This is a genomic window from Paenibacillus sp. 37 (assembly GCF_008386395.1).
Classification (GTDB): domain Bacteria; phylum Bacillota; class Bacilli; order Paenibacillales; family Paenibacillaceae; genus Paenibacillus; species Paenibacillus amylolyticus_B.
On record NZ_CP043761.1, the window covers coordinates 4,668,484 to 4,693,154 of the forward strand.

Sequence of the window (24,671 nt, forward strand, 5' to 3'; positions counted from 1 at the left end):
TATGCTCGGAGCAAACAAGGACTTAGGATCATTTCCTGAAAAACAGGTGCTCGCTCTTCTGTTTTTCTGCCCTCTCTTTATTGTGTGAACATCTGGCTCAAACAGCCACCTCACGGATTCCATGCCACCTCTTTAGAGCCCTTTGCTCCTCTATGCTCGGAGCAAACTAAATCTTAGAATAAATCCTGAAAAACAGGTGCTTTGCTCTCCTATTTTTCTGCCCTCTCGTTATTGTGTGTAAGACGGCAATCGGGGCTCCCCTCTCGGGGAACCCTGATCTTCTTGCCGTAAGGCACGCTTCGTTCTAAATTTGTTATTCAAACTTTCCGTAGAAAGCGTTGCGGTATACATCAGCCAGTTCAGTTACCAACGGCAACTTCGGATTGGCGGTTGTACATTGGTCTTCGAAGGCACGGTCAGCCAGATAATCTACATGTGCTTCAAAGTCTTTGGCATCAAATCCGATTTCCTGGAACGATTCTTCAATGCCCAATGTTTTGTTCAGTTTGCGAATGGCATTGATAAGACTGGTTACGCCTTCTTCTGTTGTACGTGCAGGCAATCCCAGAATCCGGGCAATTTCGGCATACCGCTCATCCGCTATAAAGTGCGAATATTTCGGGAACGATGCAAATTTGGTCGGTTTTTTCGCGTTGTAACGAATGACGTGCGGCATCAGGATCGCATTGGTGCGTCCGTGTGCGGTGTGGTACTGACCGCCCCATTTATGCGCCAAGCTGTGGTTAATGCCCAGGAATGCGTTGGCAAACGCCATACCGGCAATGGTGGAAGCATTATGCATTTTCTCACGAGCCAGTTTATCTCCTTGCAGCGCAGATTGCTCCAGGTATTGGAATACCAGTTGGATTGCTTTGATCGCAAGTCCATCCGTGTAATCATTTGCCATAACAGATACATAAGCTTCAATCGCATGAGTCAGTACGTCCATACCTGTATCGGCAACGGCTGTTCTAGGCAGGGAGTATACGAACTCCGGATCGACAATCGCTACGTCTGGTGTCAGCTCATAATCTGCCAATGGATATTTGGTGTTACCTTGATTTTTATCCGTAATAACAGCGAACGATGTTACTTCAGAACCTGTACCTGATGTGGTTGGGATCGCTACAAATTTCGCTTTTACGCCGAGACGTGGATATTTGTAGATCCGTTTGCGGATATCCATGAATTTTTGTTTCAGATCGTTGAAGTCCGTGTCTGGATATTCATAGAACAACCACATGGCTTTGGCAGCATCCATCGGTGATCCACCGCCGAGTGCGATAATGCAGTCTGGTTGGAAGCGGCGCATCATTTCGGTTCCGCGATCTACTGTTGTTGTGGATGGATCTGGCTCAACATCGGAGAATACTTCGATCGCTACTGGCATTTGGCGTTGACGCAGATAGTGTTCTACCTTTTCAACATATCCAAGCTTCACCATCATGGCATCCGTAATAATCGCCACACGTGTGATATCAGGCATTTTGGCAAGATACTGTGTTGCCCCTTTTTCGAAGTAGACTTTGTTCGGCACTTTGAACCATTGCATATTCACGGTACGGCGAGCCACCCTTTTCACATTGATTAAGTTCACAGCGGTTACGTTGGAAGAAGTCGAGTTACGTCCGTATGATCCGCATCCCAGTGTCAATGATGGCATATTTGTGTTGTAGATATCCCCGATGGCACCGTGTGTGGATGGTGAGTTCACAATAATCCGTCCAGTTTGCAGACGATCTGCGAATTTGCCAATCACTTCTTCATTTGTGGAATGGATAACCGAGGAGTGACCCATGCCGCCAAAAGCAACCACTTCTGCTGCACGTTCAATTCCCTCTGCTGCCGTTTTAACTTTGTAACAAGCGAGTACCGGACTTAATTTCTCAGCCGACAATGGGAATTTCGTACCTACTCCTTCAATCTCGGCCACGAGAATTTTGGTGCCTGCTGGAACTTCAATTCCGCACAACTTCGCAATGCTCACCGCAGATTGACCAACAATCGCCGGGTTCACCGCACATTTCTCGGCATTAATCGCACCTGCTGTCAATTTTGCTGCTTCATCTTTGTTAACAAAGTAACAGCCATTTGCAATCATTTTTTTCTTCACTTGATCAAAGATCGGTTCTTCAATGATGACCGCTTGCTCGGAAGCACAGATCATGCCATTATCGAAAGACTTGGACAGGATCAAATCCGTTACTGCCTGATTGATATCCGCGCTTTTCTCGATGAAACAAGGTACGTTACCTGGTCCTACGCCCAGTGCAGGTTTACCACAGCTGTACGCTGCACGTACCATGCCTGATCCGCCTGTTGCCAGAATGAGAGCCACATCATTGTGATTCATCAGTTCGTTTGTACGATCCATGGAAGGATCATCAATCCATTGAATACAATCTGCTGGTGCACCATGTTTCACAGCCGCTTCCAGCAGGATTTTGGCAGCTTCCCGGCTACAATTCTGTGCAGATGGGTGGAAACCAAAGATGATCGGGTTACGCGTCTTGATGGAGATCAGTGCTTTAAACATCGTCGTTGATGTTGGATTGGTAACTGGTGTAATCCCCATGATGATGCCGACCGGCTCCGCAATTTTCTGGAAGCTCTCATATTCGTTATCTTCAATCACACCTACGGTTTTGTCATACTTGATGCTGTGGTACACATATTCTGTTGCAAATATATTTTTGGTGATTTTATCCTCATATACTCCGCGGCCTGTTTCTTCTACGGCCATCTTGGCGAGCATCATGTGTTTATCCAGACCCGCAAGCGCCATCGCTTGCACAATCCGGTCAATCTGCTTCTGATCCATCTTCATGAATGCGGCGTGTGCTTTATTCGCTTTGTCGATTAACGTTTGAATATACTGACCTGCTGTCGGTTCTTTTGCTGGGGCGACTTCGTTCTTTACAGCCATCTCCCTCATCCTCCTAAAGGTTCGTATTAGTTTGTCTCTCTCGTTTACATTCACATCGTAACATGACAATAAACTTAATTATGTGATTTTTTTCACAAAGTATAACAAATTTAATTTAAGTTTTGTAGTGTCCTTCATACGACCATTTTCACTTCCTATTTAAAATATAGGGCTGTAAAATTCATCCTCTCCACTAAAAGTGAATTTTATCACAATGTTTGAAATTTCGTCATTTTTGCCCCCTTTCCTTCCCCCTCAAACGGTAAGATTAGGTATATACTGAACTTAAAAATTGAACCACCGCAATTTGTACCGTCCTTCCTCCCGGCCGAGATGACCTGATCAGGACGGCAACGGTTTGCGGCAAACCTCGGAGACTACTGGAAACTACAGAAGGTCGTCCGATGGACATAAAGGGGAGATAGACTTATGACAGAACTAACAACTGTACTGGAAAAGCGCGGCAATACCAATTGTTTCTCGGAAGCGAATTTCAACCATTTGCTGGTTACCATGAAAGATAGAACCTATCCGGAAGGTACACATCTGTACTGGGAAGGAGACGTCTCTGACAAACTTTATTATATGAAACGGGGCCGTGCACAGATCACCAAATCCACGGATGAAGGCAAGGAACTGATCATGTACATGTATCAGTCCGGTGATATGATTGGGCAGGCTGATCCCTTTTTTGGCTCTAAACACAGCTTCTCAGCGGAAGTGCTGGAGGATAGTGAGATCGGTGTACTGGAGCATAAAGACCTGGAGATGTTAATCTGCCAGCATTGTGACTTTGCGATCGACTTTATGAAATGGATGGGCATCCACCACCGGTTGACACAGACCAAATTCCGGGATCTCATGTTATATGGCAAACCGGGTGCACTTTGCTCCACCCTCATTCGGTTGTCGAATTCGTATGGTGAGCCGCATGGAGAGCATGTCATTATTCACAAAAAAATTACCCACACGGACCTGTCCAATATGATTGGAGCCACTCGTGAAAGTGTAAACCGCATGTTAAGCGACCTGCGTAAGAAAGATGGGATTGAATATGACAATGGCATGATTGTCATCAAAGATCTGAAGATGCTGCAAGGAATCTGTCACTGTGAACTTTGCCCGAACGAGATCTGTCGTATTTAATATTTGACTATGCTAATCGGATGTTGCTTATATATTTAATGAAAAAAAGCCCAGTTCTCTAAAAAGAGATTGGGCTTCTTGGTATACTTAGGATGCATTGGTCAATTCAAGCTTTACCGCATCACGTGGATTCAATTTCATGTCCAGACCATTTTCCATTAATTCTTTGTCATTCACCATAATGACCCATCGCTCATTCATACGAGGCGTAACATTCTCGACCGAAACAACAAATTTGTTATTCTCCGACATTCTTACAATGCCGCTGGACTTCAACACATCACGAACTGTGCACTCTTGAACGTAGACGCCGGCATATTGACGATTAAGGGTTGGCATAATGTTTCCACCGCTAACCTTGAGTAACGTTGTCTGATATGCAACGCCATCCCCCCCACTGTCAGCGGCTTTCACGTAAATGATCACTTCATCTTTGGCATGAAGTTCCATGTCCCAATCTTCCTGCTCAATATCCTTGCCATTCAATTTGACAGCCCAGCTAAGCGAAGAATCCAGAGAAACTTCACCGACGGATTGAATCCGTTTGCCATCTGCCGTAAAATCGACCAGTCCGCTATTGAGTAATGCTTTTTTGAGTGTCAAACCCTCACTAAAATCTCGCTTAATGGACTTTGTTGCATCAGGCAAAAACGTACTGCCATCTACAGCCACTGTGATTGTATTCGCTGTTTCTGTCTCTTTGACAATTGGCTGCTCAGAAGGCTGTGTCTCACTACAACCAGCCAAGATCGCCAGTAGGAGCAAACATATACCTATGTAACCGGGGATTTTCTTCATCATGTAGGTAACACCACCCTGCGTAAAATCATTCACCCTGTTGTCCATAACCTCTATTATGGCACAACCTTCGGCAAAAAAAAGTGTCAAAGCCGTTACTTTTATTGCGCGTGCCCTCCAGAGAGGGCTTATACAACAAAGAGAGCCTGCACACAGGCTCTCCAATCGATATCATTTTTATGTTCTCATTGGTTACGTTATCACTGGACACTAGCCTGCATATATGTCCGTCCTCCATCGCCATCTTTCAGATATGGATTAAGCCCAAAGAACTGCTCCTCAGATACGTATACACCTGTCAGCAATCGCCCTTCAAGCAATCCACCGTCCACCTGCACGCAGCATGAAGGTGCGTCTACATACTCCTGATACAACGGAATCTGCCCATATTGTTGATGTACCTTGAACACCTTCCCTTGCTCATGCAAAGGTCGTTCCGAAAAATAGGTAGGCACAATATAACGGGCAATGACATCCAGTTCCTGCACGCTGTAAAAGGGTTCATCACCCAGCCATGGTGCAAACATTCGAATCTTCTCATATTGTGACCAAACAACCGCCTGAATCAGCATTTCTGCCTGAACCAGCCGACCTTCTCCCACATCCAGAACCAACCGCTTACCATGGATGGTTTCTTCCATCTGAGAAGTCGTTGAATCAGGTTGTCCCAGCTCACATCCGATACACTTCCAGCCCCTGGACGTTTGAATCCATTTTTGCAGCACCGCCGGAGCTAATCTCGGACCATCGCTGTTCACAGAATGCGTATTCACTTCGGCAAGATCATCCTTAATTGAACGGGAATATGCGGTGCGCTTGAACAACTCCGCAGCTTTTTTATAAATTAGATGGACCTGAATGGATGCGCTCTCAAGTTCTGCAATATCTTCTTTGCCGTAGCGTACTTCACGGGATAAGCTTTCTTCTCTCATGACAAGTGGGCCTCCTTCGCTCCGGCCGTCTGTGGCCATTTTCTATAGATTATACTACAACTCATGACAACATGTGCATAGCCCAGGAGAAAAACGCCGATCCACCTAATACTTAAGACAAAAACCCCTGATTTCCACGGAAATCAGGAGTCTATGTCATTCATGTAACAAAAGTGGGTGATGCTTATACGTTAGTCAACCCACTGCTCAGCCCAGTCTTGAATTTGATTCATGACGGGCTGGAGCGCTCTACCTTTCTCCGTCAGTTCATATTCAATACGAACTGGCGTCTCGGGATAGACGTGACGAACCAGAATACCTTCACTCTCCAGATCTTTCATCCGTTCGGATAACATCTTATCACTCATGGATGGAATCAGATTGGAGATATCCTTGAATCGCTTCGAACCACTCATCAACGTTTGAATAATTAAACCATTCCAGCGCTTGCCCAAAAAAGAAAACGCCGTCTCGAAACGCGGACACATCCGCAAGTCTTGACCTTCCACATTAATCACCTCTTTAGAGATCACTCAAATCAACTTACATTTTGTTAGTATATTTCATAATAACATATTTAAGCTTCAAAGAAAACGCCTGCAACTAAAAAGTTTAAATTTTAGAAGCATAACATCCAAAATGGATCATACATCCCAGTATACATTACACGCTGCGTCGTAACCATGGGAAATATCGTATAACTTCCCCATAGTACTATCTTACCCAAAAAGAACCCAACTGCCACAGTCATCATCGACTCGGAGAAGGGTTCTTTTTGAATGAAACTTATAATTTCCATTTCACGATTGAGTTAGTGAATTAGACCAGCACGCCACCAAATGGTCTTACAGGTTCGCTCTTGCCAAATTCCGGCTTAAAACTGCGGGCAGGATATGCCCATTTAACAGCATTGCTGATCACTCTTAATATTTCCGGCTTGTAATAGGTCGGATACGTCTCATGACCTGGTCGGAAATAAAAGATTTTACCTTCACCACGCCGGAACGTACATCCGCTCCGGAATACTTCCCCACCCTGGAAGTTACTTACAAACACCAGTTCATCTGGTACTGGAATATCGAAGAATTCGCCGTACATCTCTTCTTTTTCCAATACAATCTTGCCTTCGATGCCATCCGCAATCGGATGAGATGGGTTAACACACCATACAATTTCCTGCTCGTCAGCTACACGCCACTTCAGATCGCAGCTGGTTCCCATCAGCGCTTTGAATGGTTTGGAGAAATGACCTGAATGGAGCACAATCATTCCCATCCCATTCAGCACTCGCTGCGCGACCTTCTGTGAGATCTCATCGCTTACGCGATCATGTGCCATATGTCCCCACCATATGAGCACATCTGTGGAATTCAGCACTTCATCACTTAATCCGTGTTCAGGCTGATCCAGTGTAGCTGTACGAATAGCAAAGCCTTCGCCGCCAAGTCCGTCAGCCAGTGCTCGATGCAGACCATCCGGGTAGACTTCCCTTACTTCATCGTGAATTTTCTCATGGACAAATTCATTCCAAATGGTGACGTTGATCATATTCAATTTCCCCCTAGTGTAGCTCTAAACCCACCACATATCGCCCAGCGGTTCTTCGATTAATACTTGCTGGAGATTTTGCACGGCTTTAGAGAATCCTTCTTCAACCGACATCAGACCGTCTTCGTGCTCAATACTTACTACATAATCATATCCGACCAGACGCAAGGCACTCATAATATCTGCCCAAGTCTTGTTATCATGTCCATAACCAACCGAGCGGAACTGCCAAGCCCGATCCAGCATATTGGTATAGTCCTGCATATCCGTTACACCGTGTTTGTTCACGTTTACCGGATCAATCGTTGTATCTTTTGCATGGAAGTGATGGATGGCTCCTTCACGTCCCAAGATGTGAATTGCCTGAACCGGATCAATACCTTGCCACCACATGTGACTTGGGTCCAGATTGGCTCCGATCACTTCACCTGCTGCTTCACGCAATCTCAGCAATGTTGCTGGAGTATGAACGGAGAATCCACCGTGCAGCTCCAATCCAACTTTTACGTTACGATCTGCTGCAAACTTACCCCACTCTGTCCAGTAAGGGATAACTTTGTTCTCCCACTGCCACTTCAGGATCTCCTGGAAGTCATTTGGCCATGGTGCAACAGGCCAGTTCGGATATTTGGCATCCTCATGGTCTCCCGGACAACCGGAGAAAGTATTCACTACAGGTACTTCCAGCTTCTCAGCCAGTTCTACCGTTTTAACAAAATCATCGTGAAATCCTTTGGCAATATCCTTTTGCGGATGTAGCGGGTTACCGTGACAGCTAAGTGCACTGATCGTCAAACCACGTGATTCCACTGCATTTTTGAAATTTTTCAGTGCTGTAGGATTGCTTAACAACTCATCTGGCTTACAATGTGCATTGCCTGGATGTCCGCCTGTTCCGATCTCTACTGCTTTTAATCCCTTGGATGCTACATAATCAAGAGCATCCTCCAATTTACGTCCTCCGAATAGTACCAAAAATACGCCGAGTTTCAAGTGCGATTCCTCCCTGGATTAGATATCGTATGATTGCTGAATTCATGAATATTGAACTACAATTACCGTTCAGATCACATGCCTGTTTGATTAGTGTGGAAAATCGAGAGTGTTTCTATCCTGAAATTGAACGTAAGAATACTGGTTATTCTGCTTCACTCGTAAGAGCATCAAGCTTCGAACACTTTTTACTCAGACTAGTGGGATTCCACGGTTTCAATCTCAGTTTGAACTGTGCGAGTTACTGCAAAAGAATCATAGCTGCTCTCCAGATGTATGTGCTTGCCTTCAAGTGAAGAACGCTGGAATGAATGCATGGCTTCCAGTACGTGATAAGCAAGTTTGCCACTGGCTTTGTGTTCCCGTCCGGCACGAATGGATTCGACCATCTCAGTTACGCCAATGCCTCGTTCGTTTTGTCCACTTTCGAAGACTGGTTTGATCGTCTCCCAAGTGTCTTGGCCGTATCTGCGAACCTTCACTTCCCCGTTAAAATAATTGGGGTCCGGTACACTAAGCGTACCTTCTGTACCATAGATTTCAATACGTGGCAGATCCGAAGCTCCGCGAATATCAAAACTGGTGATCATGGTTGCAATGGCACCTTCTGCAAAATCAATGGTTCCTGCCAAGTGAGTAGGCGTCTCTACTTGTAGTGCTGTGCCTTCCTTCGGCCCAGAGCCAATCTTGCGATCTGCAATCTGTATGCCTGCCGAGGCGCTGATTCTGCGAATCGGTCCAAGAAGCGTAATCAGAGCGGTCAGGTAGTAAGGTCCCATATCAAACATCGGTCCGCCACCTGCGACATAAAAGAACTCCGGATTAGGATGCCAAGCTTCTGGTCCTCCACCCATAAAGAATGAAGTCGCTGCAACCGGCTTGCCAATCAGCCCATCCTCAATGGCTTTACGAGCTGTCTGTATGCCTGAACCAAGGAAGGTATCCGGTGCAGAACCAACATACAATCCCTTTTCCTCAGCCAACTCAACAACCTTGCGACCATCCTCAAGAGAAATTGCCAGCGGCTTCTCGGCATACACATGTTTGCCAGCTTCGAGTGCAGCCAGATCAGTCATCGCGTGACTGCCAGGAACCGTAAGGTTCAACACAAGTTCAATTTCGTTATTTTGCAGCAACTCATCTACATTGTAAACGTTTGCGATATTAAATTCATCTGCCCGTTCCTGAGCGCGTTCACGAATCAAATCCGCAACAGCCACGACTTCAATGATCGGGTTGTTTTTGAGATTTTCCAAGTAGATGGCGCTGATGTTACCACACCCGATGATGCCTGCTTTCATTTTCTCCACTGTGACGTTCATCTCCTTACGCATGGTGAAAATCTGCGTTTGAATGGTTGAGATACATATGTTTTGTTGGATGTTTCCTGTTCCTTAAATCTAATACTATGGTATTCCGTTTCAGCTTCAATTAAAATGAATAATATGATTGAAACATGAACTATCTGGTCATAATTTTCAAATTGCAAGGAGTATGCCCATGCCGACAGATCAAACCTGCCAAGTTCTTACAGCAGGCTTTTCATTTCATCGTAAACCCTACGCTATGGTGCAGCCTGAAGGGGTGAAGAACTACCTGTTAAGACTGCAAACAGACGGACGTTGCCGTGCACGCATAGACGGGGACATGTCCCTGGTGGATGCGGGCGATCTGCTTCTTTTTGACCCTGACGAGCCCTATGAGCTGAGAATAGACAATGAAACCAATCCGATGGGAGAACGACTGGTAGAGAGTGGCGACTATCACATCTTCTTTAATGGTTCCTGGGTGGATGAGTGGTGGAAACGTCACAAACGGCCGACCCGAATCAAAGTCGAACTGACGGAAAGCCTCTTGGTCCTGTTTCGACAGCTCGTACTGGAGCAGCGCCGCATCTCCAATCCTTATCCGGAGATTTCAAGTTATTATATGCGAATTTTATGTCTCGAAGTGGATCGTCTGCTCGCGGAGCATCCAACGATAACCAACACCAATTATGTGGCTTATGAGATCAAAAACTACATTGAAGAAAACGCTTCCTCTTTATTCAAGCTGGATGATGTGGCAACACATATTGGCATCAGTGTCTCACGGGGTGTACATCTCTTCAAAGAAGCGTTTGGCAAAAGCATCATGCAATACACGCTTGACGTACGGCTGAATATGGCCAGGGAACGGATTATTTTCAGTCCTATGACCCTGGAGCAAGTGTCTGAGTCTTCCGGCTTTAACAACTATACCTATTTTCATCGGGTATTCCGTTCCCGGTTCGGCATGTCCCCGAAGGAATTCCGCGTTATTCACCGGGAACAGATGTAATCATACCAGTATACGTAAGTTGAACTTATTTGCGCGCGGCTATGGCCTCGGATACAACCATCGCCAGATCTTCATTGCCAAACATGGACAACACGCCAAGTACCGTATCATCCGGGATCTCACCGGCTTCCTCCTTGGATACAATCAGCTTCTGCACCTGCTGCAAACGCTCGTTGCTCTGCTGATTCGGGTAGGCTTGCCGGTACATCTCTTCCGGGTCCAAACCATTATTGACACACCACTGGGCAAATACGAGGATCATCATCTCTTCTTCCTGTTTATAGGTTTCTACAACAGCTTCCTCGATCTGTTTATTACGTTCCTTTTCATATTCATCCATGACTTGTATTCCTCCGTATGTGTATTCTGCAATTATTTGCGAATCAGTTGTTCCGCCAGTTCATGACTGTCCATGACATGACTTGCACTGATCAGGCAATCATCAGGTGAGTCCAGACAAGCCAGGAAATTGTCAACTGCTCCGCTAAAACCTCTGCGTGTTAACACGGTGTCCCAGCTCCCGAACGTTTCTTTGGTTTCCAGCCCCCCCTGTTCCATGTAGCTGATCGTGTCCATGTTCACCACTTCAACAGATCGTCCACCACCATGCAATTCGATCTTCTCCAGATCTGCCCCAGCTTCACGCACCATATCGAATCGACCGTAGGCTGTTCTGCCCAGCTTGGCCGTTCCGGTTGCGTGCAGCAGTCTGTCCAGATCATTCTTCCGAATCCATTGATGAATCAACTCCACATTATGATCCGAGTACCACAACATCAGATCCAGTATATGGATGAGATCATCATAGATGGTTTCTGCCGCAGGACGATCCTGAATGCCTGTCCGATGTTTGGTTACTGTTAGGGACTCAAAGCCTTTTCCACCCTGCATCCATTCTTTCGCTTTTTGGTACATCGGTGCGAATCTGCGGTTGAAGCCCACTGCCAGCAACAGCCCTTGTGCCTCGGCAAAAGCAGTCATCTCTTCCGACTCCCGAATCGTATAGGATAACGGCTTGTCTACGTACACGGCTAATCCCTGTTCCAGACATTGCATGACAATATCAAAGTGTGCTTCCGTTGCTGTATGTACAAACACCGCATCCAGATCCCAGGACAACAGTTCTTTCAGATCCGTTGTTCCCCGTTCTAATCTATACGCCTTTTGAACGGCTTTGACCGGCTCCGGAGATCGGTTCATAATGCCTACAATCTCCACGTTCGGATGAGCTGTTAACAGCGGCAAATATACTTTACGTGCAATATCGCCGAGGCCGATAATTGCAACTCGTTTACGTTGGGTTGTTTCCATGATGATCATTCCACCTTCAGTTCGGTTCTATATTTCCACGTCCTATAGTGTAACCCTTCAGACAGCAACTTGCCAGTGATTGCAGCAGACTTCGCACGAATTGTTCAGACAATGGGCGAACGTGGTAAACTTAGGAGGAACAGCAGTACAGATCGGGACACGACCAGACCTGCCTGATCTGAAAGGAGCGTTTGGGATTTTGCGAAAATGGTTATGGCTTCTGTTATATGTTTTACTTGCAGGAGTCACGTTTATTTACAGATATGAACTGCTGGCCTGGACCGATCTTCATCAGTCCATTCCGCTGTTACTCGCCATGGCAACATTGTTTGCTCTTGTGCCTGTCATTCCTTATAAGTTTGTTATTATCGCCTTTGGTTACAGTTACGGTACCACCACGGCAGCCTGGATATGCTGGCTTGGCACCACACTTGCAGCCATGCTCGTCTATGGCGGAGCAAGAACCATCTTCAGACATCAGGCGAGATCGTACCTCGAACGCATTCGGGGTCTTAACCGTTTTACCACATGGATGGAAGCACATCCGTTCATGGGTGTCATGTCGATGAGACTGTTGCCGATCGTGCCTCAGATGGCCGTTAATATCTACGCAGGTATAACGTACACGCCATTCTGGGTCTTCATGCTTGCCACGGCCATTGGGAAAATGCCAGCGATTTTTGTATTTGCCTATGCAGGTGCACAGGCTGAAACCTCAATCTGGCTGAGCCTGGGGATTCTTGCCGGATATCTGGTGATCATGGCCATTGTTTTGCTCTTATTTCGCTTTCGATCACGCAACAAAGCCTGAATTCAGAATGCGCAAACCGTTCAGATTCAGCTTGTTTTCATTCCGGCTTGGTTGGCTTGCCAATTCAGGATATAATAGAAGAGCAAGCCTAATGCTTGTGTAACAAGTTTTAATAAAACGGTAGATTGCTGGAGCTCGAACACGAGCGCTAAATCTTCATCAGAAATGGAGTGACTATAGCATGGAACAACATTCAAGTGAGTTAGCAACTTTTGCAGGCGGATGCTTCTGGTGTATGGTATCCCCCTTTGAAGAACTGCCCGGTATTCATAAGATCGTATCGGGTTATACAGGAGGACATACCGAGAATCCAACATATGAAGAGGTCTGCTCGGAGACAACAGGACATGTAGAGGCTGTACAAATTACGTTTGACCCTGCCATCTTCCCTTATAAGAAACTGGTTGAACTGTTCTGGCAGCAGATTGATCCTACGGATACAGGCGGGCAATTCCATGACCGTGGATCCTCCTATCAGACGGCCATCTTCTATCACAGCGAAGAACAGCGCCAGATTGCGGAAGCTTCCAAAGCGGAGCTGGGACAAAGCGGACGTTTTGACAAACCAATCTTCACTCCCATTTTGCCAGCCAAACCGTTCTATGAAGCGGAAGAACATCATCAAAATTATCACCGGAAGAACCCTGCCCATTACAAACGCTACAGCAAAGGTTCTGGACGCGTAGATTTCATTGAACGCAACTGGACCGGTAACGTGGATAAAGACGGGCTGAAAGAGCGTTTGACGCCGCTTCAATATGAAGTTACGCAGAACAGCGCAACCGAGCCTGCATTCCATAACGAATTCTGGGATCACCACGGTGATGGTATCTATGTGGATATCGTATCTGGCGAGCCATTGTTCAGTTCTACCGACAAATACGACTCCGGCTGCGGCTGGCCGAGCTTCACACGTCCATTGCGTGACCACAACGTGAAGGAAAAAACCGATCTCAGCCACTTCATGATTCGTACCGAAGTGAGAAGTCGTGAGGGCGATTCCCATCTGGGTCACCTGTTCAACGATGGTCCTGCCGAAGCAGGTGGAATGCGTTATTGCATCAACTCTGCGGCACTTCGTTTTGTACCAAAAGAAGACTTGCAAAAAGAAGGATACGGTGAATACGCCGTCCTTTTCCAATAAGTTTTAATACAAAAAAAAGCAGTGGGATGATCCCGCTGCTCTTTTTGTTGTACATTACAATTACATCATACTTACGATCCAACCGATCCAGTACGCAAATGGAATTAATAACAACTGTGCCACCATTGTACCGAATAAACGAGATACCAGCATGCAGCCATAAATCTGATTCATGCGATCCAAACGGATCTCGCCACGTAATGATCGGTCACTGAGCAAGGAAATCCGCGGATCAATCAGGATGGTTAACAAAATAGTCGCTATTCCGTTAATTAACCCGGTTGATTGGGATGCAGCTACAGCCTGCCCTGGGTAAAGGTACGCTGCGTACAAGCTGGACAGGACACCCGTGGTGTAGATTGCGGTTACCGCTACATTCAGCATCATTAACCGTCTTGGCATCCCATGCTGTACCAATCGTTTGGCCATCTTCCAGGATGGCGGGGTGATGTAATACGCTGCATTTTTAATTTTACTTCGCTTCAGCATACCGCGAACCATCGCAGGGATGGAACCGGCTGCTTCAAAATGAACAACCATTCTCGAAGAGAGCTTAACCATGGTTGGGAAACACAATATGGCTAATGCCGTTCCAATGGTTGCCGCACCCATTAACCAATGCAGCTGTACTGCAAAGTGTGGATTGGCTCCACGTGTTGCGGTATCCACCAGATTACCTACCATTGGACCCTGGGCCATATTAGAGGTTCGAGAAACCAACAGCAAGATACCTGCCAATGAAATGGCCAGCGCGATTCTGCGGGTGCGTAATCCACCGAGGCGGAGCGCGTATGACAAGCTGTCTGCGGCATGAATCAGCATGGTGAATATCATCGGAATTGCCAGACTGAGACTAAACATATGTATGTACTCCTTTATCTTCCTGTTATTGAACTTATTTCTTTCCTGGACAGCATTATACTCCTCCGGCTTGCAAAAGTATAGGAACGAGATCCTTCTGATCATCCTTAATCACGTCCACTGACCTTGCTGATTCATCGTTTATCCTCCCCCTCAGAGGGTAATATACAACTAATCCATTATTGTACAGGAGGGGTTCATATGCCTTGGAACAAACAGGATTATCCGGTATCCATGAAGAACCTGGAACCACGTGTCAGACATAAAGCAATTGAGATTGCCAATGCTCTGCTCGATGACGGGTATGAGGAAGGACGCTCGATTGCCATAGCGACAGCTAAGGCGGAAGAATGGGATGAAAATCATCCCGCACCGGAAAGTTCAAAATCGGACTCCACAACTTCTTCCGATAATTCCAACCCTAAAAAGTCGTCTTCCACGGATCGTCGTCATTCCGAGCCCGTTTCTTCGTCCAAAAGTCATGATAACATCCATGTAGTACCTACCGACTCCGGTTGGGCGATCAAGGAAGAAGGAAAGTCTACCTATCTGTACACATTTGATACTAAGGCAGAAGCTGTAGATAAGGCCAAAGAACTGAGTAGCAAACAAAATATTCGAGCGATTATCCATAATCAGGATGGTCAGATTGCTTCTTCGATCAAGCCCTGAATGAATCGGAAAACAACAAAATCCCTTTTGCTGCTGAAAAGCAGACAAAAGGGATTTTATATGAACGTTAACGATCAAGACCTGAATATGATGCATACAGGTTATGGTTGTTCTGAAACGTATGGTTAATTGGATACCCCTCTAGCCACCGTAGTCCGTTGTGAAATAGCAGCAGCGTTAACTGCCTTGGCTGCAGCCGATGGCATCGGCAATTTCACAGCTGAAGTTGTAACCACGGTTCCGCGAGCCGGAACACTAACGACGTACGTGATGACTTTGCTGGCAATCCATACGGCCAGAATCGTATATAAAGTTTCTTTTACCGGAAGAAAGAAAAGCGACAATCCCAATACAAAAGCATCGCTGACAAAGAAAACGGTTCCCAGCTTCCATCCCTTCCAGCGGCTAACCAGCACGGCGAGAATATCATCGCCGCCTGTCGCTCCGCCGAATCGAAGCACGATCCCAGCGCCTACCCCTGTCAATACACCGGATAGAACTGCCGGAATCCACAGATTTCCGTTAAACGACAATACCAGTGTGGAGTATCGTTCAAAGCCGTCATAGAATAGGGAAAATGCAGCGACGCCAAGCAATGCCTGAATCATGAATTTCCAGCCTTTGAGGAACCAAGCCAGGATCATGACCGGAATGTCCAGTAACAACATACCGATAGCAGGTGATAAGCCTGTTGCGTATTTTCCGAGCAGGGCCAGACCAACAAATCCGCCCTCCGATAAATGATTCTGAAAGTTAATGTGATAATAAGCAAAAGCTAAAATAAATGTACCGAGCAGCATAATGGCGAATTTGATCGCCTCTGTTTTAACGTGTTGTAAGGTTAACGATGTTCTCTTCATTCAGGTTCCCTCGCAGTTTGTAGGTTGGTTTTTAGACCGACCGTACCCTGCAAAAGGTAAGCCTGGAAGAACTCATCGTGTACGTCCTTCGAATATTCATTCCAATCCCCTCTTTCGCAGAGTCAGCCGTTTTTTTGAACCGGTTGGTGTACTCTACAAGGGGCGCTATGTGTATGAGAGATCGTAACGTTTCCAGATCGTCCTTGGGGAGATTGTCCTTCGGGAACTCATGGTATCCTGATCCTTTCTGTTCTGTTGTGGTTAGCTGTGCTCAGTTAAACTGAAAAATAACTACAATGCATAAACTTGAACATTTAATTGTACACTTACACTTGGATTACAGTACCCTCTTTCGATCGCGGTTATCCCCGGATTTTTGGAATTCCATTTTCCCTCTGGGGAAAATCCGGTGATCGCTTATGCTTCCCAAGCTGCTTTCATTCAAAAAGCTTTCAGGCGAACGCTTCACTTCTACAGATGGGTTCTGCACTCTTCGTTCCTGTGTAAATTGTAATCCAACTTACAGCAGTTGCAAGTTCATTCAGTTTAAACACCAAAGCTAACTTGCTTGTTCTTCTATTATATAACACCAACGTGACCGGGTCTAAACAGCAGACCCCTCAAAAACAGGCATAAAGCAGCCTTTGGACTGCTCCAGCAGTCATACGGCAACACCAGGATAAGCAATGCTTGCTAATGGTGCAACCTGCTCCTTTATTCTATGACCAAAGCTTCCAAAAATAACTGTCAGTCACCCAACTGTGACAAATTGGGGCCTTTTTTTATTTTTTGGCCCTTTTTAAAGGAATCATTTTCCTTTCAAACATACACTATAGCAAACGTAATCGGCTTATTCTTTGTCCAGTTCAGACGTTTCCAGACTTACTCTGCTGTTTATGGTATAATATAACAATTGAATCCCACTACCGTTTAAGCGAGGCGGATTGATGAAAACGTTAAAGCCAAGAGTCTTTATTGGCTGCTCGCTGGAAGCGAAGCCGATTGCAGCCGCAGTACACGAAAACTTACGTTTTTCAGCCGAAGTTACCCCTTGGTATTCCGGGGTTTTTAATCCAAGCAGCTATACCATGGACGATCTGGAAGTAGAGGTCCGTACGACTGACTTTGCCATTTTTATTTTTCATCCGGATGATATATCCAAAATTCGCGGGAAGTACTACGCGTCGGTCCGGGATAATACAATGCTGGAAATGGGTCTGTTTATGGGTCGTCTGGGACGAAAACGTATTTTTTTCATTCTTCCTGAGGATATTACAGACATCAAGGACACAACCAAGGTCGAAGGATTGCGTATGCCCACAGATCTGCTGGGGTTAAATCCACTCGTATATGAAATCCGTTCTGACGGAAAGTGGGCACCAGCCGTGTCCGTGGCATGTTCCAAGATTGCAGACAGTATTGAGGAACAAGGACGCTGGAGTGATCCAGAATTGGAGAACATTATTGAGAAGCATAAACGCACTGAGGGAGAAGCGAGGTTACAACTGCTTAAGTTGCTGCGGTTCTTTAGGGAATTGCTGCGCACCCGCAAAGCAGATGCCAAGATGCTGGAGCGAATGAGTGATGCCCTGCGTACCGCCTTTGTCTCTCATCCTCCATTTGCCGTACGTGGCACAGCCATATACCGTACAGATGACAGTGGTTATATTGAGCAATTATGTGGTAATGTTGGAGAACCGGGAAGAAAGTATGACTTGTCCGCTAACGACGACAAACAACCGGATGATCCCAAGCGCATCCTGGTGATTGATTCTTACCGGGAGAACAAGATCAAGATCAACCTGTATGATGATTACCTTGAGAAAGAGTATCTGCTATGCTATCCTGTAGCCAAGAGGTATGTAATCACCGTTCACATTATTGGACATATTGAAGCGGATGAGGCGGTATTTCAGCAGATTGACCTACAGAATCGTCAACTGTTCAACGCCATCAACGATTTGTTAGGAGGCGAACCGGAATGAAACCGGAAACGAAAAAAATAAGCAAGCGCTGGGGCAACGAAAAAAAGGTACGCCTCAGTTCTGCGCCCGAATCATCACGACCGGTTCCGGAACCCAAGGAAGAAGATCGTTTCCACAAGCCGGCCGTACCGCTAACGACCATTGGGCCCTCCCTGAAGGGCAAGGAAAGACCTTATAAGGTCATCCTTGAAAAAGAGGCGTTCTACGAAAAGCCTCAATATCTTGCTTAATTTCTGAACACATCATCAAACCTGCCGCTGAATCGGCAGTATTCCATAGGCCCCGCCGCCCAAGGCAGGGGCTTTTTTGTTGCTCATTTTCGCTAAAATAAAACTGCTTCTACTCGTTGACCTGGTGCCATCGTGTTAAGCAAGACAGCCTCGAATCATGATCGCAATTCATTGTAGTAACTCATTTGCTTGTAATTACTTCTGTAGCAGACTGCATTGCATAGGGCTTATTTGGTTTATGGCCTTAGGTTTCCTGCAAAACCCATAAATTATACCTAATTTTGGAGCGGGCTTGTCCTTAAATCCATAGCCTCATTCACGATCTGTATCCTCAGGAATATACGTTAATGCTTACTTCCAATATTTCTCGGTTGTATTGTGTATCTCCATTACATATATTGATTATAATATAGGAACACATGTTCTGTAAATAAAAAATTCCAATTAAAGGTTAAGGAAGTGAACATATTACATCCTCAACTTCCGCCCCATCCCCTGCGGATGAAGACCATCGTCTAATTAAAGGTTTGGTTGTACGGACACTATTGCTGGATGTACTTGAGCGAGATATTCGAACGTTAGATACACTTATGCTTAAGATGCCTGAAGTCTACATTCTGTCGCTGACCCGTATTCAGAACAATGTGCTCAAGGAGATGTTGGGTCTTCGCAAGCAGATGAGAATTCGCGGTGTTAAAGTTCTGGAAGAGAATCGTGAAGCTGATGGTATCGAAACTCTGTATATGTGCAGGGGGTATTGGCAACGGTTCTACATGTTATGGACGTTCGCACGCAATGAAGTCAAAAAAGAACTCAGTCGGCATCTGCAGATGGACTTGGCGCAGACTTGATAAAACTCTAACAATATTGAACCCATCCCCAGCAAAACAGGTTGACCACGGAAGGTTACGTTCATTAAGATGGAGGAGAGATACCCCACCATTCCAATAAGTCATGAATTGATTTCAACTGGATATCTCTCAACGTCTTATCAATCAAGGAGCTGTACTTCATGGATTCGAATACACATTCGATTAAACGAACACCCGCACATACAGGCATTGCCGCAGATGTGACCGAATTAATCGGCCAGACACCCGCAGTTAAACTGAACCGGCTCACAGGCAGCGACTCTGCTGACGTATACGTGAAACTGGAATACTTCAACCCCAGCGGCAGTGTCAAAGACCGTGCCGCATATAACCTGATCGTTCAAGCTGAACGTGCAGGACTGCTTCTTCCCGGTGCAACCATTATTGAACCAACCAGTGGCAACACGGGCATCGGTTTGGCCATGAACGCTGCTGCCAAAGGATACAAAGCGATCCTAATCATGCCGGACAATATGTCCAAGGAACGCATCAACATCCTGAAAGCCTATGGCGCAGATGTGGTGTTCACCCCCGCTGCGGAACGGATGCCGGGTGCGATCCGCAAAGCAAAGGAGCTTCAGGCCGACATTCCGGGCAGTTTCATTCCCCAGCAATTCGAGAATCCGGCGAACCCGGATATTCACCGGATCACCACCGCTCCCGAAATCATGCAGCAGATGGAAGGCAGGCTGGACGCCTTCATCGCTACGGCGGGAACTGGCGGAACCATTACGGGAACCGGGGAAGAACTGCGCAAGCAGTTGCCCGATATCCGTATCTATGCGGTGGAGCCCAAAGGTTCTCCAGTGTTGTCCGGTGGCGAGCCCGGACCACACAAGCTCGTCGGTACAAGTCCGGGGTTCATTCCGGACATCCTGAATACCGACGTGTGGAATGCCATCATCCAGGTGTCCGATGAGGACGCACTGGATACGATGCGGCAGCTTGCTGCCCGGGAAGGGCTGTTGCTCGGCCCTTCCTCTGGCGCTTCGGTGTGGGCCTCCCTTCGCATCGCGAAGGAACTGGGGCAGGGGCACCGGGTGCTCTGCATTGCGCCGGATACAGGGGAACGGTATCTGAGCATGGGTATTTTTTAACAAAGAAAAAATCCGTACACAAAGTACATTAAAGGAAACCATCAAAATAAAAAAATAAGCTCTTGCTCACATACGGATGATGAATCCGCAGAGAACAAGAACTTATTTTGGTAAGAAACTTTATCATCAAAAATAAAGCAAGAACATCTAACGTAAGCTGGTTAGTGTGTCAGGGTTGTCCATTCCACGCCTTCGGGAAGCAGAGCCGCAATGCGGTCTTTGGCATCCTTTTTGGTATACAGGGATTCATCGAGAATGACCGCAGAACCGGAATCCGTGCTTGTCCGGATCAGACGTCCAAGACCTTGCTTCACACGCAAGAGCATATACGGAAGATCGATCTCTTCGTATGGTGCAGCTGACGCACTGCGTTTTGCATTGAAGACAGGGTCCTGTGGCGGATACGGGAGCGACCAGATCATCACGTTGGATAATGACGGTCCTGGAACGTCCAGCCCTTCCCACAGATTAACGGAGCACAGCACACTCTCCTCATCCTGCTGGAACGCCGCGATCAGATCGCTGATCTCCCGGTCACCCTCATACATAAAGCGCAAACCTTCTGCTTCAGGCACATGAACGATATCCTGCTTGAACGCACGCAATTCCTCCATCGTACGGAACAGGATGAGCGCACGTCCTCCACTCTCCTGAAGCATGGACACCGCATCGCGCATGCGATTTTCATTTTCGGGATGACCCGGTATAGCTTCATCGGTAATCTTCATCTTCATTTTGTCCGCATAATCATACGGGGAAGCCACCGAGAACGATACAAAATCATCAATGCCCAGGCTGTCCGCCACATAACGGAATGAACTATCCACAGATAACGTTGCAGAGGAGAACACGATTGGAATACCTGTGTTGAACACACGCTCATTCAGCATTTCCTTCACGGTACGCGGCATGATCGATAAGGTCGTCTCATCCTCGCTCTCTTCTGCCCAACAGATGTAACCATCTTCCTTACGGAACAAAGCAAGTGCAGACTGAATCATGTCCAGATGTTCTTCCACGACACGCATCTGATAACCGTCCAGCGAGAACAATCCGCTCTCGAATACCAACTCTTCACCGATCGCATCCAGCACACTGGTCAGACGTTCAATCTCACGCAGAAGCGGAGCTTCTACTCGAACTTCTTTCCGTTCCGATCCCGGAATCGCCACCGTATACGTATCGAGCAACGCAAACAGGCGTTCACTGCTCTCAATCGCTTCATCCACACGCTCGGCGAGGGATTCACGAATCTCTCCTTCAAGCAGGCGAGTCACGAGTTCCTCGAAGATGCGGTGTTTCAGCTTGTAACTCAGTGCGTTCAGGGCTGCTTCTTCCAGCAAATGTCCTTCATCAAATACAACCGAGCTGTGATCAGGCAGCAGGGGCAGTTGTCCCTCGCGTTTGCGTGCATCATAGGTCCAGACATGCTCCATGTAGTAATCATGGGAACAGATGATGATGTCTTTGGAACGACGGTAATGGTCACGCGACAGCGTCAGACCGCAGCGTTGACGTTTTGGACAAACAAAACAATCCTGGAACGGGTCCCAGTTGATTTTGTTCCATTGACGATCGTTCAGATGTGGGTACTGTTTGCGGTCACCATACGGATGGAAAGCCTGAAGCGTACCCGGCGTATTCACAAAATCCGGAAGGCTCTCGTGCACTTCTTCAATAACAGGCGCATCCTCATCGGCGAATCGCACCGCACTTAATTTGTTCAGACAGACGTATTGGTCCGGGGACTTACCCAGACGTGCGTCCACTTCCAAGTCCAGATGTGCAGCCAGTTTTGCAATATCTCCGCCGGGCTTCACAAGCTGTTCGATCAAGGACTCATCGGCACAGGCGATCACCGCCGGTTTGCCCGTATAACGTGCATAACAGACCGCGTAGAGCAGATAGACTAACGTCTTGCCTGTTCCTACTCCGGCCTCCGCCATAATGGTCTTTTTATCTCCATAGGCCCGTTCGAGCTGGTACGCCATAAAAATCTGTTCATCCCGTACCTCGAAGCCGAACTCAGGCAAAATATCGTAAAAAACATCGGCAACCCACTCTCCCAGACGGGATACAAAAGGTTCAGCCGGATCATATGCAAAAGGATAACGTTGTGTAGACAATCCTAGGTCAGCCTCCATTCTTAGACAAAGCGGTCCTATTTCATTTTCCCGTTCCAAAAAGGCCGCTGGACAAAAGTTAATTATCTCACGCAGCGAGGCGGGTGACAAGCTTTTTTTACGAGGGAGCTCGAAGGGCAGTTGGATAGGTTTTCTAAAGGTCGCTTAGATGTTCGTTGGTTGCCACGATGTATAGAACCTGCCCACAGGGAAAATATATACAGGAATCCAACTTAAGGAAAGGTGGCGTTCCACTCCATGGATAACCATTCTTCACAATCCGAGCATTCCTCAGACCAATCAAGCGAGACTTTAACGGACCGACAGGGTCACCCCATCACGGACAATCAGAACGTACGAACCGTTGGCAGCCGTGGACCGACAACACTGGAGAACTATCATTTTCTCGAAAAGATCACTCACTTCGACCGCGAACGCATTCCAGAACGGGTTGTGCATGCCCGGGGTGCTGGTGCTCATGGCGTATTTGAAGCGTATGGCACGGCCGGGAATGAACCGGTATCGAAGTATACACGGGCACGTCTGTTTCAGGAAAAAGGAAAAGAAACCCCCGTATTCGTTCGATTCTCAACGGTTATTCACGGTGGACATTCTCCCGAGACGCTGCGGGACCCGCGTGGCTTTGCCGTGAAATTTTATACCGAAGATGGCAACTGGGATCTCGTCGGTAACAACCTGAAAATCTTTTTCATTCGTGATCCGCTCAAATTCCCGGACATGGTACATGCCTTCAAGCCAGACCCGTTGACCAATGCACAGGATATGGAGCGGTTTTTCGATTTTGTCTCACTCAGTCCCGAAGCTACCCATATGGTGACGTTCCTTTTCTCCCCTTGGGGTATTCCGGCCAATTATCGCCAGATGCAAGGATCAGGTGTCAATACATACAAATGGGTCAATGAGGAAGGCACGGGCGTGCTCATCAAATACCACTGGGAACCGCTCAATCAAGGCATACGTAACCTGTTGCAAAAAGATGCGAGCGAGATTCAGGGGCAGAATTTCAACCATGCCACGCTGGATCTGTATCATGCCATTGAACAAGGCGATTATCCCGAATGGGAGCTGTGCGTTCAGGTGATGGAAGATGGCGAGCATCCGGAGCTGGACTTTGACCCGCTGGACCCAACCAAGTTGTGGCCACAGGATCAGTTTCCGTTTCTGCCTGTGGGCAAAATGACGCTCAACCGCAATCCCGAGGATTATTTCAATGAAGTGGAGCAAGCGGCATTTGGCACCGGTGTATTAGTGGACGGTCTGGATTTCTCGGATGACAAGCTGCTGCAAGGACGTACCTTCTCCTATTCGGATACCCAGCGTCACCGGGTCGGTGCGAACTACCTGCAACTGCCTGTGAATGCGCCGAAGAACCGTGTTGCGACCAATCAGAGCGGCGGGCAGATGCAATATCAGGTGGATCGTGCACCTGGTCAGAATCCGCATGTGAACTACGAACCCTCCTCTCTTGGCGGGTTAAAAGAAGCGGCGCCACGTGGTCCGGAACATGAACCGTTGGTGGAAGGCCGACTTGTCCGCGAGAAAATCGAACGTACGAATGATTTTGGACAAGCCGGGGATACCTACCGGGCATTCGAGGATTGGGAGCGGGATGAGCTGATCAGCAACATGGTCGATGCTCTGGCCCAATGCAAACCGGATATCCGGGAGCGCATGATCTCTCATTTTACCCAAGCGGATGCCGATTACGGTCGTCGTGTAGCGGAAGGACTGGCGTCAGTGCCTACCGATGATAGTGCGACAGTCCAACCGAAACATGAACCAAGTGTCGAGCAAGCGAAGAAACGCAGCCGGGAGACGGACGGATATTAAAGTGGGCAGCGTTGTAGAACTTTCGTCTATGCATCGCTTATAATGCATGAGATTGTTCGGACGATAAGTACCAGCGTTGGTTTAATGGAGCACATCGCTTGATTCGATAAGCCTTGCCATGAAGGACAATGCCTACAATGAACAGATAATGCCACTTCGAACATCGCCCCAATAGTCTCGTTGCCTCTGGCA

General features: G+C 47.1%; 22 protein-coding genes. 10 read left to right on the forward strand and 12 right to left on the reverse strand.

Translation table 11 applies throughout. The annotated features are described in order from the left end of the window. Positions 1-313: 313 nt before the first annotated feature. Positions 314-2,926, reverse strand: coding sequence for a bifunctional acetaldehyde-CoA/alcohol dehydrogenase (adhE, locus tag F0220_RS20050; RefSeq protein ID WP_091018175.1), 2,613 nt, complete (start codon positions 2,924-2,926; stop codon positions 314-316). A gap of 429 nt (positions 2,927-3,355) precedes the next feature. Here adhE and F0220_RS20055 point away from each other — a divergent pair, with 429 nt between their 5' ends. Beyond that, the gene (locus F0220_RS20055; protein WP_091018177.1) at positions 3,356-4,072 is read left to right on the forward strand and encodes a Crp/Fnr family transcriptional regulator; all 717 of its coding nucleotides are present in this window, start codon (positions 3,356-3,358) and stop codon (positions 4,070-4,072) included. Positions 4,073-4,159: 87 nt separating this feature from the next. Here the strand turns inward: F0220_RS20055 and F0220_RS20060 are convergent, their stop codons facing one another. The 6 genes from F0220_RS20060 to F0220_RS20085 all read right to left on the reverse strand — a co-directional run bounded on the left by F0220_RS20060 (position 4,160) and on the right by F0220_RS20085 (position 9,653). Beyond that, positions 4,160-4,873, reverse strand: coding sequence for a hypothetical protein (locus tag F0220_RS20060; RefSeq protein ID WP_105599558.1), 714 nt, complete (start codon positions 4,871-4,873; stop codon positions 4,160-4,162). Between the two features lie 197 nt (positions 4,874-5,070). Beyond that, positions 5,071-5,802: a hypothetical protein gene (locus F0220_RS20065; RefSeq protein ID WP_105599559.1), complete on the reverse strand. Its 732-nt coding sequence runs from the start codon at positions 5,800-5,802 to the stop codon at positions 5,071-5,073. A 191-nt stretch (positions 5,803-5,993) separates the two neighbouring features. Beyond that, entirely contained in the window at positions 5,994-6,290 is a 297-nt protein-coding gene (locus F0220_RS20070) for a winged helix-turn-helix transcriptional regulator (RefSeq protein ID WP_167483707.1), read from the reverse strand. A 331-nt stretch (positions 6,291-6,621) separates the two neighbouring features. Further along, positions 6,622-7,350 (reverse strand): ThuA domain-containing protein, encoded by a 729-nt coding sequence (locus F0220_RS20075; RefSeq protein ID WP_017687549.1) that lies wholly within the window; start codon positions 7,348-7,350, stop codon positions 6,622-6,624. A gap of 24 nt (positions 7,351-7,374) precedes the next feature. Continuing rightward, complete coding sequence (locus F0220_RS20080) at positions 7,375-8,343, reverse strand: sugar phosphate isomerase/epimerase family protein (RefSeq protein ID WP_036674961.1); 969 nt, start codon at positions 8,341-8,343, stop codon at positions 7,375-7,377. A 197-nt stretch (positions 8,344-8,540) separates the two neighbouring features. After that, the gene (locus F0220_RS20085; RefSeq protein WP_105599561.1) at positions 8,541-9,653 is read right to left on the reverse strand and encodes a Gfo/Idh/MocA family protein; all 1,113 of its coding nucleotides are present in this window, start codon (positions 9,651-9,653) and stop codon (positions 8,541-8,543) included. Positions 9,654-9,843: 190 nt separating this feature from the next. On the opposite strand from F0220_RS20085, the gene F0220_RS20090 reads away from it, so the two are divergent. Continuing rightward, positions 9,844-10,662, forward strand: coding sequence for an AraC family transcriptional regulator (locus F0220_RS20090; RefSeq protein WP_036674960.1), 819 nt, complete (start codon positions 9,844-9,846; stop codon positions 10,660-10,662). 25 nt (positions 10,663-10,687) lie between these two features. Here the strand turns inward: F0220_RS20090 and F0220_RS20095 are convergent, their stop codons facing one another. Together F0220_RS20095 and F0220_RS20100 are read right to left on the reverse strand one after the other, a co-directional pair. Beyond that, entirely contained in the window at positions 10,688-11,002 is a 315-nt protein-coding gene (locus tag F0220_RS20095; RefSeq protein WP_036614451.1) for a protein YxiS, read from the reverse strand. 32 nt (positions 11,003-11,034) lie between these two features. Beyond that, positions 11,035-11,973, reverse strand: coding sequence for a Gfo/Idh/MocA family protein (locus F0220_RS20100; RefSeq protein ID WP_105599563.1), 939 nt, complete (start codon positions 11,971-11,973; stop codon positions 11,035-11,037). 100 nt (positions 11,974-12,073) lie between these two features. Here F0220_RS20100 and F0220_RS20105 point away from each other — a divergent pair, with 100 nt between their 5' ends. Both F0220_RS20105 and msrA read left to right on the forward strand, forming a co-directional pair. Further along, positions 12,074-12,784 (forward strand): TVP38/TMEM64 family protein, encoded by a 711-nt coding sequence (locus F0220_RS20105; protein WP_105599564.1) that lies wholly within the window; start codon positions 12,074-12,076, stop codon positions 12,782-12,784. Between the two features lie 181 nt (positions 12,785-12,965). Next, a complete protein-coding gene (gene msrA / locus F0220_RS20110) occupies positions 12,966-13,928 on the forward strand; it encodes a peptide-methionine (S)-S-oxide reductase MsrA (protein WP_036614455.1) in 963 nt (320 codons plus the stop codon). 60 nt (positions 13,929-13,988) lie between these two features. Here msrA and F0220_RS20115 read toward each other — a convergent pair whose 3' ends face one another. Then, positions 13,989-14,789 carry a lipid II flippase Amj family protein gene (locus tag F0220_RS20115; protein WP_091018195.1) on the reverse strand — a complete coding sequence of 267 codons (801 nt, stop codon included), beginning with the start codon at positions 14,787-14,789 and terminating at the stop codon, positions 13,989-13,991. Positions 14,790-14,990: 201 nt separating this feature from the next. Between F0220_RS20115 and F0220_RS20120 the strand changes: the two genes are divergently transcribed. Further along, a complete protein-coding gene (locus F0220_RS20120; RefSeq protein WP_105599566.1) occupies positions 14,991-15,461 on the forward strand; it encodes a DUF2188 domain-containing protein in 471 nt (156 codons plus the stop codon). Positions 15,462-15,586: 125 nt separating this feature from the next. Here the strand turns inward: F0220_RS20120 and F0220_RS20125 are convergent, their stop codons facing one another. Then, entirely contained in the window at positions 15,587-16,321 is a 735-nt protein-coding gene (locus F0220_RS20125) for a YitT family protein (protein WP_091018198.1), read from the reverse strand. 947 nt (positions 16,322-17,268) lie between these two features. On the opposite strand from F0220_RS20125, the gene F0220_RS20130 reads away from it, so the two are divergent. The 4 genes from F0220_RS20130 to cysK all read left to right on the forward strand — a co-directional run bounded on the left by F0220_RS20130 (position 17,269) and on the right by cysK (position 20,505). Beyond that, positions 17,269-18,306, forward strand: a complete 1,038-nt coding sequence (locus F0220_RS20130; protein ID WP_051447360.1) for a nucleotide-binding protein — start codon at positions 17,269-17,271, stop codon at positions 18,304-18,306. Beyond that, positions 18,303-18,536, forward strand: a complete 234-nt coding sequence (locus F0220_RS20135) for a hypothetical protein (protein ID WP_091018200.1) — start codon at positions 18,303-18,305, stop codon at positions 18,534-18,536. Before F0220_RS20130 ends, F0220_RS20135 begins: the two co-directional genes overlap by 4 nt. Before the next feature lie 527 nt (positions 18,537-19,063). After that, positions 19,064-19,387, forward strand: coding sequence for a YhjD family protein (locus F0220_RS20140; protein WP_223199731.1), 324 nt, complete (start codon positions 19,064-19,066; stop codon positions 19,385-19,387). Positions 19,388-19,548: 161 nt separating this feature from the next. Then, positions 19,549-20,505 (forward strand): cysteine synthase A, encoded by a 957-nt coding sequence (gene cysK / locus F0220_RS20145; RefSeq protein WP_105599569.1) that lies wholly within the window; start codon positions 19,549-19,551, stop codon positions 20,503-20,505. Positions 20,506-20,666: 161 nt separating this feature from the next. On the opposite strand, the gene F0220_RS20150 is transcribed toward cysK, so the two are convergent. Beyond that, a complete protein-coding gene (locus F0220_RS20150) occupies positions 20,667-22,649 on the reverse strand; it encodes an ATP-dependent DNA helicase (RefSeq protein WP_105599571.1) in 1,983 nt (660 codons plus the stop codon). 237 nt (positions 22,650-22,886) lie between these two features. Here F0220_RS20150 and F0220_RS20155 point away from each other — a divergent pair, with 237 nt between their 5' ends. After that, positions 22,887-24,479, forward strand: coding sequence for a catalase (locus F0220_RS20155; RefSeq protein WP_105599573.1), 1,593 nt, complete (start codon positions 22,887-22,889; stop codon positions 24,477-24,479). Positions 24,480-24,671: the final 192 nt, after the last annotated feature.